The organism is Alteromonas sp. ABH2_165 (assembly GCF_056159945.1).
Genome location: NZ_JBSWWF010000005.1, coordinates 338,473 through 355,851, shown reverse-complemented (window position 1 = coordinate 355,851; position 17,379 = coordinate 338,473). Strand labels below are relative to the sequence as shown.

Sequence of the window (17,379 nt, the reverse complement as noted above, 5' to 3'; positions counted from 1 at the left end):
TCATGTCAGGTTCAGGGCGCTCTAAAAATTAGTCTGCGTTGACGAAGCGATAAAATTCCGCCACACCGGCTTCGAGAAACGCATCTACCGGCCCGTGTTCGTCTTCACCATTGCGATATAACGCTTCCCTGCCTTGTTCCAGAATGGTACAGGCGGTTTCATCTTCTGCCGCGGTTTCCATATAGGCTTCACGCTCGGCGGTAAAATACGCCGGAGCGGCATCGTGCAGGGCTTTTGAGTAGAAAAACTCCACATGATTGATACAGTGCCGAGGGCCATCAGGATAAATGGTGCTGACTACTAACACACCCGGATACCACTCAATCATGATGTTCGGGTAAATAAAGCACCAGATAGCACCGTAGCGGGGCAGGTTACCGTTGAAATGAGTCAGAAAGGCATCCTGATAATGACGGTAATTCGGTGTTGTGGCTTTTTGCAGGTCGGAACCCAGGCCCACTTTCTGTACCGAATAATCGCTGCCAAATGCCCACTCCAAATCGTCAGCTTTTACAAACTGTTTCAGCCCCGGATGCATGGAAAACACGTGGTAGTTTTCTAGGTAAATCTCGACAAAGCTTTTCCAGTTAAACGCGTAGCGAGTGGTATCCAGTTCGGCGAAGAAATAGTCATCAAAATTGATATAACTATCGAGCCCCAGCGCACTGAGATCCATGTCTGGTGCTCGGCCGCGAAACAGCATGCCGTTCCAGTTGGTCAGTGTTTCTTTTTTCAGTGTGCCCTGATGTTTTTGCTGCATGAACGGCGTGCCCCGCAGCGTTCCCTGATTGTCATAACCCCAGCAGTGCAGCTTACAGATAATATTACGTGTGCGTCCCGCGCCTTCCAGCAGTTTGGCCTGGCGGTGCAGACATACATTCGATATCAGGTCGCAGTTATCGCCCTGATTGAACAGCACGTATCGATCAGAAAAATGCGGCAAAACCTGGTAACTGAATTTCTCCGGCACCATCAGTGAATGACCGGCATAATGCAGCCCGCGTGAAAACGCAGAATCGATTTCGAGTTGGCTGGTTTCGCTATCAAAATAGCTTTTAATGGAAGGATGACGTATTGCCATCTGAACCTCAAACGTAATGCTGCTCATGGTGTGACGTGAGCAGACGCAGACGGGGAATAATTAAACAGCCTTTTACTCCCGGCAGATAAAACTGTCAATGACTTCTGCTATCGCATTTCGCTATCAGGGCGCGCTGTAATTTCATATTTAAACCTTTACCACGAAATCGAGGGATTATCTTTAATATTCCGGGCGGCGTCGGCTAGTTTGAACACACCAGATTGAACGTGCCATTTCGCATCTATCAGAGCGGATTAAGGAAGTTAAGAAATGAAGTATATCGTTGTGGTTGACCTACTCGGATTGTCATGGTGCGCCTCTGCGACCATCCTGCAGAACGTGGAGGGGCGGACTCAGATGAGTCTTAACGGTCAGTGGAACATCATCGTTGACCCTTTCGACGTCGGAGACAAACGCAAGTTCTATGAAATCCCCGGTAAGGCTAACGACGACGAGCTGCAGGAATTCGACTTTACCAGCAGTCATAAACTTCAGGTACCGGGCGACTGGAATACACAGGACGACAAGCTGTTTCTCTATGAAGGTTCGGTCTGGTATCAGCGCAATTTCACGCTCAGTAAACAGCGCGATAAGCGCTATTTTCTGTATTTTGATGCGGTTAACTATCTCGCGACAGTGTATCTGAATGGCAAAAAGATTGGTAAGCACGAGGGGGGATTCACGCCTTTTCAGTTTCAGGTTACTGATAACGTGATAAATGGGGTCAACAGTGTGGTGGTTAAAGTGAATAACCGTCGGGAAGCAGACTATGTACCCACAATGAGCACCGACTGGTGGAACTATGGCGGTATCACCCGGCCGGTCAGATTAGTCACTGAAAACCGCACTTTTGTGGAAGACTACACGTTTTCGCTGAATGATAGCGGCGGAATAACGGCTACCGTGTCTCTTGGCGGTGATAGTATTGCAAACCAGCAGGTCAATATTTCCTTGCCGCAACTGACGGCTGAGGCTGATGTGACGACTGACGAGCAGGGGCGGGCAGAGGTAACCTTTAATGCGTCTCCCCGTCGTTGGCAGCCCCGGGAGCCCGTGTTGTACGGCACTGAAATCAGTCTGGGCACGACCACTGTCAAAGATAAGGTCGGCTTTCGTACCGTGCAGGTAGAGGGCGAGGATATTCTGCTTAACGGTAAGCCGGTCTTTCTCAAAGGCATTGCGATCCACGAGGAAAAGCCGTTCGGAGATGGACGGGCCTGGAGCGAAGAAGATGCCCGTATATTGCTTGGCTGGGCGAAAGAACTGGGCGCTAATTACGTGCGTCTCGCTCACTATCCTCACAATGAAAACATGCTGCGGGTGGCAGATGAACTAGGGCTTCTGGTGTGGGCTGAGATCCCGGTATATTGGGATATTCAGTTTGATAACGAAGCCGTTTATCAGAATGCGGAGCAACAGTTCGCCGAAATGATGGCTAGGGATAAAAATCGCGCTTCAGTAATTTTGTGGTCAATTGCTAATGAAACGCCCATCACCGCTGACCGTACCCGGTTTCTCGGACGACTGGCTGACTCCGTGCGCCGTGCTGATCCCACCCGTCTGGTCACCGCTGCTATCAATACGCAAACCACCACAGAAACCGGCCGAAAGATAGAAGAAGAATTTGCTGCTGCCGTGGATGTCATTGGCATTAATACTTATTGCGGATGGTATCACGATGAGCCGGAGACCTGCGCTGACTATCGCTGGGAGTCCGATTTTAACAAGCCCGTTATTGTCAGTGAATTCGGTGCAGGGGCGCTGCAGGGAAATCATGGTAGTGACAGTGAATTTTTCACCGAGGAATATCAGGCCCGTGTATACAAACATAACCTGACGATGCTGGAGAACATGGCACAACTGCGGGGCGTGTCGCCGTGGATCCTGAAAGATTTTCGTTCACCCCGTCGCCCCAGAGCTCACGTGCAGGATTACTGGAATCGCAAAGGCCTGCTTAACGAGAACGGCCAGAAGAAACAGGCGTGGTTTATCATGAGAGACTGGTACGATAAACACTGAACGGAGTGCCCGGTTACTATGAAAAAGGCCCGCTTAGAAAAGCGGGCCTTTTGTTCATCGCAGAGTGCGTGGCGTACTCCCTGATAACAGGTTTGACAGAGCGCGTCAGGCCAGGTGAAACACCTTGTTCAACGGCTGGCTTACCGGACTGTTATCGTCGTTGTGTTCCATGATGTCTCCCATGTACGCCCACCACTTTTGCATCACAGCCTGTTCCGGCAGCGCATCCATGTTGTGGTTGGCGGGTCGCTTCAGGGTGGCAAACAACTGCAGCGTTTCAGGATGAAGAAAGATTGAGTAATCCTCGATGCCCGCCTCTTTGAGTAAGGTGACCAGCTCCGGCCAGATTTCATCATGACGTTTTTCATATTCGGCTTCATAGCCGGGCAACAGCTGCATTACAAAAGCAATCGTTTCCATGTCTGTATTTCCTGATATTAACGGTGTACGAATAGTCGGTACTGATACGGTGCCACAGTTTGTGAATCGTCGCTGAGCTTTTCGTTAGTGGCGTGGTCTGAAATCGGATGGGGAAGCGAAATGGTTCCGGCGCTATCCGTCATATTCACCGCCATAGTGAGTAACGTACCGTCTTGCAGACGATGCATTCCCGAGACGATACCCGGATCTGCCTTCGGAGAGGGGGTGACACCCGCCTCGCTGGCGTAGTGAGACAGGATAGCTGAAACCAGCTTGTCGCCTTCTTCACCATGAGGTTGACCGCCAAGTACAACCACTTTCCCTTTGCCGACTGTTCTTTCGGTAAGAAAACTTCTGCCCTCGACGATTCCGGACGTCATGGTTCCCAGAGAGCGGGTACCCGGAAGCGGCTGCATGGCTGCGGTCCATCCGCTGAGGGGAACCGTCATATCCATTGCACTGCCGGTAGCATTCATTCCCGTCAAAGGCACGACAAACTCAGTGTGAACACCGGCAAATTTATCCAGCAGACCGAGTCCGGCGGTGGTGTGATTGGTATGGTTTTTATCGCGATAGCCCGTTAACGGCCCGGCTATCCAAATCCCGCCTGCCTGCACAAAAGGCAGAATGCGGGCGAGAAAAGCCTCGGTGACCACCGGCATCGCCGGGGTGACCAGCAGCTTGAGACCATCCAGTGCGGCATGTTCAAACCTGACATCCCGGGCAATACCCAGCTCAATAAAGTAGTGGTGCCATTTTGCAATAACATCCCGGTAGCGCGATGGAAATCCCTCCCGCTTGTCCATGCCTTCCGTTTCAAACATCGCTCTTGCCAGATCGGAGTAGGTCACGGCTACCTCCGGCACCTGAAACTCTGCGCCAGCCAGAACCGGGTCGAGTCTGTTGCGCAACGCGCCCACTTTACGTACTTCCTCGTAACCCACCGATGGCGCGTTCCAGGTACTTTTAATAGCGCTGTGCGGCAGTTCTGCGCCGGTGCGCTGCTGACGCCATAACCAGTAACTGAAACCTTTTCCGCCCAGCGCATAAATAAGTGCTGCTTCTGCGGCCAGATACCCGGTCGGGTGGGCCACCTGATGATTGCCCAGCCAGCCGTTATGCGACACGCTGGTTTCCATCAGCCAGAATGGTTTGCCGGGGATCGCCGCGCGGTAAAGGTCTGAGCGGAAGACCAGTGCAGACCATTGCTGGTAAGACGGGTACGCATCGAAAGAGGGAAAATCCTGCGCGTCCATAGAGGTTTCATGATTGATGTTAAACGCCGGATTGTCATTATGTGTAACCGGCGCTGAAGAATGCATTCTGATGCGTTCCCGCTGCCCGAGCATAAAGTCGCTGATGTCCTCACGGTTAAATTCGGTGTAAGCCGTGGACAGCGAGGCGTTATGCAGGAACGGCGTGACCACCGGGGCGGGTACCTGTTCAAACGACTGGTAGTGCATGCTCCAGACATGGGTTCCCCATGCCTCATTGAGATTTTCAATGGTAGTAAAACGCTTTTTCAGCCATTGGTGCCAGTTTGCTACGGCGGCATCGGAGAAGTCATTGGCCACATGGGCTTTCATTTCATTGTCAATTTGCCAGGCGATCACCGAGGGATGCCTGCCTAATGCTGCAGCCATTTTCTCAACGATGTTGTAACAGGCGTTTCTGACCGCAGGATGAGCATAACTGGCGTGCTGGCGAGCACCATGGCTCATGATCTCACCCTTATCATTTTTATGCAGTCGTTCGGGGTGATCATGTGTCAGCCAAACGGGCGGCGTGGCGGTCGGGGTACAAAGCACCACGCTGATACCGGCCTGATGCATCTTATCCATAGTGAGTTTAAGCAAGCTGAAATCGTACTCACCAGGTTCAGGCTCTGTCAGCGCCCAGGTAAATTCGCCCATGCGAACCATGTTGATGCCCAGCGTCAGCATTTCTTCGATGTCGGCATCAATATTTGATACCGGCCACAGCTCGGGGTAGTAACAGACGCCGTGAATCAGTTTATCGATGGGATAGACTCGCTGATTGGCCGCAGTGGCAGCATTCAGCGTAAAGGATTGGCCAGCCAACAGGCCGAGCCCCAGACCGGAACCACCAGCCTGTAGTAGTTGTCTTCGGGTTAGTTTCATTGGGAGGTCTTAAAATAGAAAAAGGTGGGCACGATGGCCCACCGGGAAACGGATTAGAACTGGTAGGTCACACCTACCGCATATTCACGACCCGACCACTGCATGTCGGACAGGCGGTGTTCACCGGCATTATAAGACTTCACTTCGCCAGTCAGATTACGACCATCAGCATAAACCCGCAGATTTTCAGTGATGTTATAAACAATCTTGGCGTCGAGATAGCCTGAATCATCTACAAATACCGGGTTACCTGAACGGTCTGCAGGAGACGCCAGATATTCATCACGGTAGTTGTACGCCAGACGAATACTCCAAACGTCAGTTTCGTAGAACGCAGTGAGGTTATAGCTGTTCTCAGACTGAGAGGGGAATGGCAGCTCTTCACCATTTAGCTGGTTAAACAGACCTACATCATCCGCAGACATACGGGTATAGTTCACCGCGCCCCCGAAGCCGTCAAACGGTGCGGGTAACCAGGTGAAGGTTGTTGAAGCCTGCAGTTCGATACCGTGGGTTTTTACCCCTGAACCATTCACTTTCTGGCGAACATCCCAAAGGCGACCATCACCGAAGAAATCCACATCGTAGCGGGTTTCTGCATTGATGATCCAACTGGTAATGTCTTTAACAAAGTATGCTGCTGAGAGTACCGAGTTTTCATCCGGGTACCAGTTCAGCGCAACGTCGAATTGGGTAGCACGGTATGGGTTAAGTGCTGGATTACCGGCAGTACATACGTTATTGATTTGATCTTCAACAGAACGGCGTGTTTGGTAAACCGTACAGGTTGCATTCACGTTAAGATCGGTTGTTTTAGGGCGTGACATCACTTTTGCAGCGCCCATGTAAAGTACCAGCTCATTAGGAATAATACCCAGGTTGAGGTTGATGCTTGGCAGCGTGTCGCTGTAGTCGCCTTCAACGGTACGGCGACCTTCAAACCAATCCGGGCTATCCGGGTCTTCCACACCGGCCAGATCTTCTCCGGTATTCGGGTTGGTCATTACATTGCCGTTTTCATCTAACTGGTCGACGATGATAATTTCACGTACGTCGCCGTTGGCTGCGGTGTCCGTTTCAACATAACGCACACCCACGTTACCCCAAAGGCGCATATCGCCAAAGTAAGTCTCGAAATTACCTTGCAGATAAATTGCCCGGGTTTCTACAGACACATCGTAGTTACCAGAGCGCACGTCGAGATCTTCACGGGTTGTGTTGTCATCTGCAATGGCCTGAATGGCATCGATAAACGGGAAGGTATCGACAGCCTGATAACTACCCACCGTATCTACCGGTAAGTCGTAGCCATCAAACAGCTCATCAGACTGGAAGGTATTTCCGGAAATCAACGCAACCTGATCATCAACAGTCCATTCAACTCCATTGTATTCTTGTCCAACATCCCGAATGATGTTGTATTGCCAGTTGGCGTTAACCATATCCTGTTTGGTGTACTGCACACCGGTTAGGATTTTAGTTACAAAGTCAGAATCTGGAATGTAGGTGAAATCCAGTTTCGCCATGGTTTCTTCAGACTCATCGTGGCTTGGTGCGTACTTGTAGCGCGAACGTGAGCGATAGCTGGACGGGTCATTTACATCGAAGCCGTCAGACATGTCAGCAGGGTTATCGCTATTGTAGAAATAGCCATCATTGAAATTCCACTCCGGCATACCTTCGTTGTTTAGCTGCACGGCAATACCGGCGATCCCTTCAGCCGTAATGTGGGTGTCTTTAGAATCGATGTCCTGGGTTGAATCTGATTGTGAGGCCAGACCTTCAAGGGTCCAGGTGTCGCCGTCGTACCGGAATCCGGTTTCAAGAATAGAAGTGGTCTGTTCCCAACCGAATTTCAGTGTACGGTTCGTCACTCCAGCGAGGGCAGTTTCGAAGTAGGTAACATTGTGTTGGTCATCAACCACTACTGAGTCTGGATTCACTCTGGCTGCTGAACCGGATTCGAGATGAAGGTTAAGGTCGGTAGCCAGCTTATCCCGGTCGTTATAGGTGTAACCGATGTGAGAAGACAACCGGTCGTTCCACTGATACTGAATCATTGCATTCGCGCTGATACGGTCTTCTTCACGGCCCCAGATACCATAGCGTGGAATACGTGGTGAAAACTCATACCATTGCTGTTCGCATAGCGTGGGGTCGTCTACGTCAACACAAGCAGCTTGATCGGTTACTCCGGCATATTCGTTCTCAAATGTCTTTTCCGAGCTGTTATCGTAATCATCAAACAGCATCCATTCGGTGTTACGAATGGCGTGAATCATGGTGTTTTTGGTTTCCGACGTAAGGTTAACCAATAAACCTAAGTCGTCATTAAATTTATATACCCCAACCAAATTGAATCGGTCATTCGGTTCGCCGGTAAGGTCGTTATACTGACCTTCAGCATTCAACGACAGGTAGTTCTCTTCAAACTCGTTAGGCTTACGGGTGTTTACCTGCACGGTACCACCAATGCCACCTTCGGTGAGACGGGCTTCTGAGCCCTTAATAACGTCCAAAGAGCGAATCAGCTCGGAAGCCATGGCTCGGAAGTCAACGGCGCGCTGACCGCCAAAACCTTGAGCGGATACGTTGTTTACCTCAACCCGTAGCAGGCTGGGTTCAACACCCCGGATACTGATTGATGCACCTTCACCGAAGTCACGGTCAAGCTGAACGCCGGGAATACGCTGCAGGGCTTCACCCACGTTTTTATCTGGGAACTGACCAACATCTTCGGCGACCAGTGAGTCCATGATAGTACCGCCCATCTTTTTACGGTCGATAGCTCCACGCTGGCTGGCGCGGATACCTTTCACCTCGATGATTTCGGTTTCGAATTCTTCTTCGTTTTCTTCTGTTGTCTTGGTATTTGCCGTGTCCGCGACTTTAACGCTGTCCTCGCGTTGCTGTTGCGTGTTGTCCTGAGCAAATGCCGGTGCAGTCATGGCCAGTGTGGCGCAAGAACCTGCAATCAACAATTGAGAAATAAGAGTGGCTAGTGGTTTGCGGGCAGTGGCGAGTGTAGGGTACTGACCGGCTTGTCTTCTGTTGTCCTTGAAGTTTGTCATTTTAACCTCGATTAGCTGTTATGGCCTGGTTTTGATGTAAGCTTCCGTACATGTTTTTAATATTTTATTTACATCGATCCGGATGGTAATCGTGGGCCAAAATTGCGTCAACATGCCCCAATCATTTCCAATCAAGGGTTTTCATCCCCGCTCACGCGTCAAGATTTTCCGCGACAATTAACCATTAAGTTTCAATAGTGGAATAGGGTGATTGATGTTATGGTTAAGGTACTGATTTTTAATATTTTTAAGGCTATGAAAAAGAGCACGTTTTTGCCGCTTATCGGGCTCATAGGTTACTCGCCGCAGAAATTTCACGTGAAAATCACCTGAAAACAGCGAGAAATAAATTCTCAAAATGTAAAAAAAATTTTAAATATGGAACAAATCAAATGAGGGAAATGCGCAGGTGCACCGTGATAACGGCACTACTTAGGTTTTCCAGAAGCGATTATTTGAATGAAGTTGCGTGTTTATCCTTCGGTAGGTAGGGTACAGAAATTTGGATAAACACGCGTGAGAAAAGGTAAATAAGCGCCTCAGTCGTTCAAAACCGGCACGTAGTTTTTGTTCAGATAGTAAGTTGTGACTGCATGAAATTGAGTACAGATGACACGTTGTTGCAATTGGTGTTTTCCAAAATAACGGGTACGTCGGGCGTGTTGTTGTGAATCCAGCGGAGTAAATAGTGATGATTCATGCTGCCTGTACCTGAGGGTAAATCCCCTTCTTTATTGTGGTTATTAAGCACAAAGTCTTTACTGTGAAATGCGACAATCGCATCACCAAAAAGGTCGAAAGACTTGTCGAGTTCATCCTCTTGCTTTGCCATCATGATTTGTGGGTACAGATTTACCGGATCGTAAATCACTTTCACGTAAAGCGAGTTCACCTGCTTCAGCATTTCAGCCATTCGCTCTGCTGAATTGATGATGTGGTGGTAAGCGACCCCCTCTATGCCTACGTTCACCTGATACTTTTCTGCTGTCGCTGCCAGCCTGGATACCGATTCAACCAGTTCATCAAAGGCACGGCTGGTGAGATTGTCAGGGTGATGTGTACAATCTGCATTGCGGCTTCCGGTTTCCGTGCCCACGATATTGCAGCCGAAGGAAGCCGCCAGTTCCAGGTGTTTTTCAAACCAGCTTAGCGAGGCTTCTCGGCTTGCCGGATCTGGGTGCACTGGGTTGATATAGCAACCGAGCACGCCAATTTGTAAACCTTTAGCGGCAAACGCATCGCGGGTTCTCTGGGCATAGGCTTTTGTTAATCGTGCCGGTTCTTCTTCAAGATAGGGAAACGATTTTAATGGCGCCAACTGCACGCAGGAAATGGGATATTGGCTAAGATCATCGGCAACTTGCTCTGGTGTGCCAGGGGCGAAATCGTGGGCGCGTACGCCTATATTCACACCTTTCATCGTTACAGCCCCAACATGGGTTTAAGGCGTTCAGCGACAATTTCTGCCGTCATCCGCGCACCAGTCTCACTGGTGTGGGTATGCGCATCACCGAAATAGCCATCGATTTCTTCATGAGGTTTCCCATCGTAAGCGCTAGCAACAAGCTCATGTAAATCAATAAAGCCAGACTGACTGCTGCGGGCTACACGCTCTGCCCACTGCGGGTAGCTATTTGTAGCGCGGGCAATGCGGAAGCCGTTTTCTTCCCATTTCTTACGAGGCACGGGTGAGCAGATCACGGTGATAACACCGCGAGCTTTTGCTTCACCCACCATCTTGCGAAGGTACCAGCCGTAGGAGTGCACGGTTTCCTGTTCGCCCGTCAGCATGTTGTCGATGGTTTCTTCTGCCATGCCCGTGCCGCGAATGGTGCCCCGTGCCCGCGAATCATCGTTCAGCGCACCGGCGTCGTTGTGCCCGAACTGCATCAGCAATATATCGCCGGGTTTCATCATATTCAGGGCCCGTTGCCAGTGGCCGCCGGTAATGAAAGTCCGACTGCTGAGTCCGCCCACGGCACGGTTCACGAAATTCACGTTTGCATTCGGCAGAAACTCATGAATAAAGTCGCCCCAGCCCCACTGTTCGTTACTTCCGTCTCCACGGCCATTGCGTACTGTTGAATCACCAATAGTGAATACACTGCGCAGTGACGGGTTTTGCACTACGGGCAGGTTCACAAAAGTCCAACCGTAGGCATCCACAGCCTTGCCTTCGGCAGAGAAATAGTCGTCGGGCAGCGCAGGGCGCAGGCCTTTCATCGCAGCCACTACTTTTCGGGCGTGAAGCTTCGCGCCTTCCGTATGAAAGTGGGTGTGATCTTTGGGATAGAGGGCAGCGGTCTTTTCCATGCCCAGTGCCTCCAGCTCATCGGCGGCAGCATTAGTCACATCGATAAACGGTGTATTCAGCTCCATCGCCAGTGAATGCATGAAGCCGCCATATTCACCGGAGCCCCGTTCGATACGCTCGCCTTTCCAGATGTTACGCACGGTGAGCGACAGCAACACAGGCACACCGCCTTTTTTGCGTACGTCACTAACCATTTGGCGAATATAGTGGCCGAAGGAATACACCCGTTCATCTTTATCGGTCAGCAGGTTATGAATGTCGCGGTAATCATCTTCGGTGGTACGTATGGTGCCGCGGGCGCGGGAGTCGTCGTTAACCGGGCTGGCATCATTGTGGCCAAACTGGATAAGCACCACATCGCCGGGTTTGATATCGTCTATGAGCTTCTGCCAGAGTCCTTCGGCGATGAATGTGCGGGTACTGCGGCCGCCACGGGCACGGTTGTCGATACGGACTTTGCTTTCATTAAAGAAGTCGCTGAACATGGCGCCCCAGCCCTGATGATCGGCATTCGTATAAGTGGCAGCGGTAGAGTCTCCCGCAATAAAGATAGTGGCGGGTGAAAGTGTTTCGGCTTCTTTACTGTGCGCTGATGCGCTCAACATTAATATTGCTGACAACGAGAATAGAAAGTACGTAAGAAAACGAAAATGCTGTGATGAATTCATGGTTACTGACCTGTTCCTTGTTTAGCCGTTGCACGTAAATAGTGTGTCAGTGGTAACTGCTGGCGTTTGATTTCCTCAATGATAAAACCGGCGAAGGTGAGTGCGCCCTGTTGGTTTGTGTGGGTTTTGTCTTTCTCTACAAAAAAGGTTTGCGCGTTTTTCTGGCCAAGCTTGTTGGCCCAGTCATTGGTCACCGACATTAAATCGATGTATGGCACATGATTCTGCTTGGCGATTTCGGGAAGTTCATTGCGTAGTACGAGGTCGCCGTAAATATGCTGTTCGCTTAGTTCAATGCCGTGGTTTCTGATCATGGGGGAAATCAGCACCGGGTGCGCGCCTTTTCCAATAATGGTCTCCAGCAACCCATTCATGCGGTTTACATAGTCGCCTCTGGAGGTTTTCTTGTCATTGTGACCCAACTGAATAAGCACCCAGTCATTTGGCTGGATCTGCCCCGCCATTTGCTGCCAAAGCACGCCATCTGGAACAGAAAACGCCTCGGTACCTTCGCCGCTGTCGGCGTAGTTCACTACGGTGATGGTAGGGCCGAACCAGGCAGGTAGCATTTGTCCCCAGCCACTGTAGCGTTGTTCTGCAGGCTTCTGCCATTGGCGCGTCTGGTCGGCTACGGTGGAGTCGCCAATAATGAACAACGAACGGGTGTGTGCTTTCTTCGTTACATCAATGCCGGTGATTTCGCTGAGCGGTTGGGTCAGAGTTACATTAAGACCATCCACATTGGGCTCGTCGATATCCTGTATCGGTTGGCCCTCTGCATCGCGCACGTTCACTGCAAGATGAAGCACTGGTGTACTCTGCTCTGCAACTTCCGGTGCATACATCAGTCGACGGCTTTCGGCATAAACAGATGAGTATTTACTGCTGGAGGTGATTGCTACACCATAGTTACCGGAACTCGCTGATAGCTGGCAGGAGAGAGGCTCACCGGTACAAACTTCCTGAAGTTGCGCCGGGGTAAAATGCGTGGTGTTGTCGCCGTATGCGTTAATCAGTTGTTGTAGTTCTGCTTCGGTCACCCCTAGCATACTACCATGGCGGGTGCCTGTGGGTAGATTCAAGCTGGGCGTCTTATCTTCCCAGGCTTTGAAATCCTTGGTGAACATGGCACCAAATTGATGATTCATGTAGGCATCGAAGTACACCATGTAGCCTTGTTCACCGTTAAGCGTGAACGGCAAGACGGTGGGGCCTTCCACCCATAATCCATCAGGCGAGAACGCTTTTGCATCCAGACTCCAGAAGCCGGAGATTGAATCGCTGAACGCGGCATGCAGTCTCTTCGCAGCCGGATATCGCGTTTCGTCTTTAACTAGCATGACATAGCCGTTATCTACCGGTGTGATTGTCGCATCAATGACGTTGAAGTCGGGTTGGTAGTACAGTTCAGTGTCTGAGTATGCTTTGAAATCAGCGGTGTGGGTGGCGTAAATGCGGTGATCCCAGCCTTTATCCGCTTTCGCTTCGGTGTCTGGATAAGTGCCTGGAAGGGTAGTTGCCCAGAAAATCAGATAGTTTTGCGCATCGTTGTCCCAGATGATTTCTGGCGCCCAGGCATTTCTTGCAGAAGGGTAATCCTGCATTACAGGTACAAACTGCTGGTCACTCCAATTTACTAAGTCCTGTGAGTGGGCTACACCAATGCCGTTATCCTGCCAACCTGATGTCCACACCATGTGAAATCCGTCCACGCCGCGAATAAGCGTGGGATCGCGCATAAGCTTTGTGCCTACGGTGGGGGGCAGCACCGATTCATCGTTATTCAGCGCAGTCCAGTTAAGGCCGTCTCGGCTGTAAGCCAGATGTAAGCCGTCTTCTCCGTTGCCGCGAAAAGAGGCAAACAGATAAGCGGGATAATCTACCTGTGCTTGAACGTCATGGTTTTCTTGCGTTTGCGAGCAACCAATAACAGTGGTGAGTACACTGACAGCGGTCAGGGTCTTGAACACCTTGATTAAAGAAAAGTCAGAACGCATAGATTTCACATCATGATTAATAATAAGTCGGTTAAATTCAATCACGCCTGTTCACATGTCGTAAACAACTATGAAGGATTAATTTCACATATGAACCGAGGGTTTTATTTTTCAGGTAGCGTAATGAAGGTGGGCGCATTTCTGTCGGTGGAAATTTTGCCGTCATTCATGATTAACTCCGTCACCTGAATACTGCTGCGACGTGACTCAACGTTATCTTTATTGGCGTTGTCTCCAATGCGGCCACCGTGGGTGAAATAGAACAAGTAGGCGCGACCGTTTTCCACAACCACGTCGGGATGGCCGCCATTGATGCCGTCATCCTTGCCGATACCCGGTTCGCCTAGCAGATATCCGGGTTGTTGTTGCCACTGCATGAGATCATCAGAACGGTATACCGCTAATCCCCGCCATGCGTCGACAATTAGCCACCAGTATCCTCGCCAGCTGAATGCCACCGGGCCTTCGCCACGGCTAGCCAGGGCCGCTTTGCCTTTGTCTTGCCAATGAAACAAATCCTCACTATCAGCAAAATACACTGATTTACCGTCAGGTTCGTTGTTGTAGAACATGCGATAGCCACCTTCTGGTAGAGCAATCACATCGGCATCAATCACTTTCCCATTTGCCAGTGACAGCGTGGACTGATAATGCCACTCGAGCATATCTGAACTGGTCAGGTGGGCGATGGTGCGGGGATGTTTCCAGTCGCTAAATATGCCGGGCACAATGGTGAGGTACATGTGCCATTGCGTACCATCGAAAAATACATCCGGTGCCCAGTAGGTTATTTCATCCGGTGATGTTGTGGGGTAGTGAATAACCGCATCCGTTTTGTATTTCCAGGTGACACCGCCGTCAGACGATTCTGCGATGCCAATGGGCGTGCCGTGCACCCACTCTACGCCATCTGGAGACTGCATATTGGCTCGTCGATTGGTGTAATACATAAACCAGGTTTTGGTTTGAGGGTTCCACATGACCGTGGGGTCGGCCGCGCCGTCGTATATAGGGTCACGATAAAGTGGTGTTGGTGCTGGCTGAGTATTTACCATTTGCTGCTGAGTGTTGCGGGTGTTAAAGCTACACGCGAAAAGCAGCGTAGCGGCAAGCAAAAGACTGAGCTTAATAAGATGGCGAGCAGGCATAGGTTCCTTGGTCATTTTGTTCTGTCCTATACGCGAGTGTAGAGTGAACGTGAAACTGCCAGCAAGTCGTTCAAATCGTCATCGTCGGTTAGTTTCAATTGTGAAATTCCGCTTATGCAGGCATACCGCCTTCCGGCATATTGCGCTTCGGCATTGATTGGCTCACAATGGCTCAAAAGCAGTGAATCATCTACATAACGAAAAGAACGCATGAGCGACGACATTATTATCAACCGGGACGGTATTGAGCAGCTGCCGATGCGCCGGTTTACCGAAGACGCCTACCTCAATTATTCCATGTACGTTATTATGGATCGGGCGCTACCACATATTTCTGATGGCTTAAAACCCGTTCAACGACGCATTATTTATGCGATGTCTGACCTGGGGTTATCGGCTACCGCCAAGTATAAAAAATCCGCCAGAACCGTGGGTGACGTATTGGGTAAATTCCACCCACACGGCGATTCCGCCTGTTACGAAGCCATGGTGCTGATGGCGCAGCCGTTTTCGTACCGCTATCCGCTGGTGGATGGACAGGGCAACTGGGGTGCACCGGATGATCCCAAGTCGTTCGCAGCCATGCGTTATACCGAAGCCCGTTTGTCACGCTTCAGTGAAGTGCTGCTTAGAGAATTGGGACAAGGCACCGTTGACTGGGTACCTAACTTCGACGGTACACTGAACGAGCCAAAAAACCTGCCTGCGCGCTTGCCACACATTCTGCTTAACGGCGTAACTGGTATCGCAGTGGGTATGGCCACCGATATTCCGCCGCATAACGTGCGTGAAGTGGCAAATGCCTGCGCATTGCTGTTGGATAACAGCAAAGCCGAATTATCCGACCTACTTGAACATGTACAAGGCCCGGACTTCCCCACCGATGCCGAAATTATTACCCCTCGCAGTGATATTCGTAAACTGTACGAAACCGGTCGTGGCTCGGTAAAAATGCGTGCGGTATTCTTAGAAGAGAATGGCGACATCGTTATTACCGCATTGCCTCATCAGGCCTCTGGCGCGAAAGTGCTGGAACAAATTGCTGGTCAGATGCAGGCCAAAAAGCTGCCCATGGTGAGCGATTTGCGAGACGAATCGGACCATGAAAATCCTTGCCGATTGGTGATCACACCGCGCTCTAACCGGGTCGACACTGAACAGTTAATGCAGCACTTGTTTGCTACCACGGATCTGGAAAAGAGCTACCGGGTAAACCTGAACATGATAGGTCTGGATGGTCGTCCGCAGGTCAAAGATCTGCGTACGATTCTGTCCGAATGGCTGGTTTACCGTAAAGACACGGTTACCCGCCGTCTGCAATATCGCTTAGATAAAGTACTGGCCCGTTTACATATTCTTGAAGGTTTGATGATTGCCTTCCTGAATATCGACGAAGTGATTGAGATTATCCGTACCTTTGAAGATCCGAAGGCGGAACTCATGCGACGCTTCGAGCTTTCAGATAAACAAGCCGAAGCCATCCTCGAACTGAAACTACGTCACCTTGCCAAGCTGGAAGAGATGAAAATTCGTGGTGAGCAGGATGAGTTGGAAGAAGAGCGCAAGAAGCTAGAAACTCTGCTGGGTTCAGATCGTCGCCTGAAAACCCTTATCAAGAAAGAAATTCTTGAAGATGCCGAAAAGTACGGCGATGACCGCCGTTCTCCGCTGGTAGAGCGGGGCGAAGCCAAAGCACTGTCTGAAAAAGAACTTATTCCGTCTGAAGCGGTTACTGTGGTGCTGTCTGAAAAAGGCTGGGCGCGCTGTGCCAAAGGCCACGATGTGGACGCGGAAGGGCTTAGCTACAAATCGGGTGATGGCTATCTTGCCAGCGCCAAAGGCCGTAGCAACCAACCCGCGGTGTTCCTCGATACATCCGGGCGAACCTTCTCTTGCGATGCTCATGGTTTACCGTCTGCCCGTAGTCAAGGCGAACCGCTTACCGGGCGTTTCAGCGTAGTGGGTGGCGAGCAATTCACCGATGTGCTGATGGGGGATGAAGAACAGCGCTACCTGATTGCCTCTGACGCTGGTTACGGCTTTGTTGGCAAATTTGCTGATATGATCAGTAAAAACAAAGCGGGTAAGGCTTTCCTGAGTTTGCCTACCGCCGCAAAAGTGATCACGCCGCAGCGGGTAAACTTGATTGAATCCGATTTCTGTCTGGCCATTTCAAACGAAGGCCGCATGCTACTGTTTCCACTGCGCGACTTGCCGAGTTTGTCGAAGGGTAAGGGGAATAAGATTATTAATATTCCGTCTGCCAAGGCGAAAAGCCGTGAAGAATATGTGTGTGCACTCGCCGTAGTGCCAGAAGGCGCTTCTGTGAAAGTGGTGGCCGGTAAACGCAGTATGACGCTGTCGCCATCGGACCTCGAGCACTATCACGGTGAACGTGGACGTCGGGGTAATAAACTTCCACGGGGCTTACAGCGCGTTGATGAAGTGGTGGTTGAATTGCCTAAAGGCGCACAACCAGAAGAAAATCAGGAGTAGTATTTCTTAACCTGTGATGGAGAA

Annotated in this window: 10 protein-coding genes; 2 read left to right on the top strand and 8 right to left on the bottom strand. The window is 50.6% G+C overall.

The window, feature by feature from the left end; translation table 11 throughout:
• Window positions 1-28: 28 nt before the first annotated feature.
• Window positions 29-1,108, bottom strand: coding sequence for an aromatic ring-hydroxylating oxygenase subunit alpha (locus ACXAFQ_RS12260; RefSeq protein WP_474822341.1), 1,080 nt, complete (start codon window positions 1,106-1,108; stop codon window positions 29-31).
• A 243-nt stretch (window positions 1,109-1,351) separates the two neighbouring features.
• Between ACXAFQ_RS12260 and ACXAFQ_RS12255 the strand changes: the two genes are divergently transcribed.
• Window positions 1,352-3,100: a glycoside hydrolase family 2 protein gene (locus ACXAFQ_RS12255; RefSeq protein ID WP_474822339.1), complete on the top strand. Its 1,749-nt coding sequence runs from the start codon at window positions 1,352-1,354 to the stop codon at window positions 3,098-3,100.
• Between the two features lie 105 nt (window positions 3,101-3,205).
• Here ACXAFQ_RS12255 and rhaM read toward each other — a convergent pair whose 3' ends face one another.
• The 7 genes from rhaM to ACXAFQ_RS12220 all read right to left on the bottom strand — a co-directional run bounded on the left by rhaM (window position 3,206) and on the right by ACXAFQ_RS12220 (window position 14,874).
• Window positions 3,206-3,520, bottom strand: a complete 315-nt coding sequence (rhaM, locus tag ACXAFQ_RS12250) for an L-rhamnose mutarotase (RefSeq protein ID WP_474822335.1) — start codon at window positions 3,518-3,520, stop codon at window positions 3,206-3,208.
• Window positions 3,521-3,537: 17 nt separating this feature from the next.
• A complete protein-coding gene (locus ACXAFQ_RS12245; protein ID WP_474822331.1) occupies window positions 3,538-5,661 on the bottom strand; it encodes a beta-galactosidase in 2,124 nt (707 codons plus the stop codon).
• 53 nt (window positions 5,662-5,714) lie between these two features.
• Window positions 5,715-8,732 carry a TonB-dependent receptor gene (locus tag ACXAFQ_RS12240; protein WP_474822327.1) on the bottom strand — a complete coding sequence of 1,006 codons (3,018 nt, stop codon included), beginning with the start codon at window positions 8,730-8,732 and terminating at the stop codon, window positions 5,715-5,717.
• Window positions 8,733-9,303: 571 nt separating this feature from the next.
• On the bottom strand, window positions 9,304-10,152 hold the full coding sequence (locus ACXAFQ_RS12235) for a sugar phosphate isomerase/epimerase family protein (protein WP_474822322.1): 849 nt from the start codon (window positions 10,150-10,152) through the stop codon (window positions 9,304-9,306).
• A 2-nt stretch (window positions 10,153-10,154) separates the two neighbouring features.
• Complete coding sequence (locus ACXAFQ_RS12230) at window positions 10,155-11,651, bottom strand: rhamnogalacturonan acetylesterase (RefSeq protein ID WP_474822318.1); 1,497 nt, start codon at window positions 11,649-11,651, stop codon at window positions 10,155-10,157.
• Between the two features lie 65 nt (window positions 11,652-11,716).
• Window positions 11,717-13,756 carry a GDSL-type esterase/lipase family protein gene (locus ACXAFQ_RS12225; protein ID WP_474822314.1) on the bottom strand — a complete coding sequence of 680 codons (2,040 nt, stop codon included), beginning with the start codon at window positions 13,754-13,756 and terminating at the stop codon, window positions 11,717-11,719.
• Between the two features lie 59 nt (window positions 13,757-13,815).
• Window positions 13,816-14,874 carry a hypothetical protein gene (locus tag ACXAFQ_RS12220; RefSeq protein ID WP_474822311.1) on the bottom strand — a complete coding sequence of 353 codons (1,059 nt, stop codon included), beginning with the start codon at window positions 14,872-14,874 and terminating at the stop codon, window positions 13,816-13,818.
• 195 nt (window positions 14,875-15,069) lie between these two features.
• Here ACXAFQ_RS12220 and parC point away from each other — a divergent pair, with 195 nt between their 5' ends.
• On the top strand, window positions 15,070-17,355 hold the full coding sequence (gene parC, locus ACXAFQ_RS12215) for a DNA topoisomerase IV subunit A (protein ID WP_474822307.1): 2,286 nt from the start codon (window positions 15,070-15,072) through the stop codon (window positions 17,353-17,355).
• The last annotated feature ends 24 nt before the right edge of the window (window positions 17,356-17,379 follow it).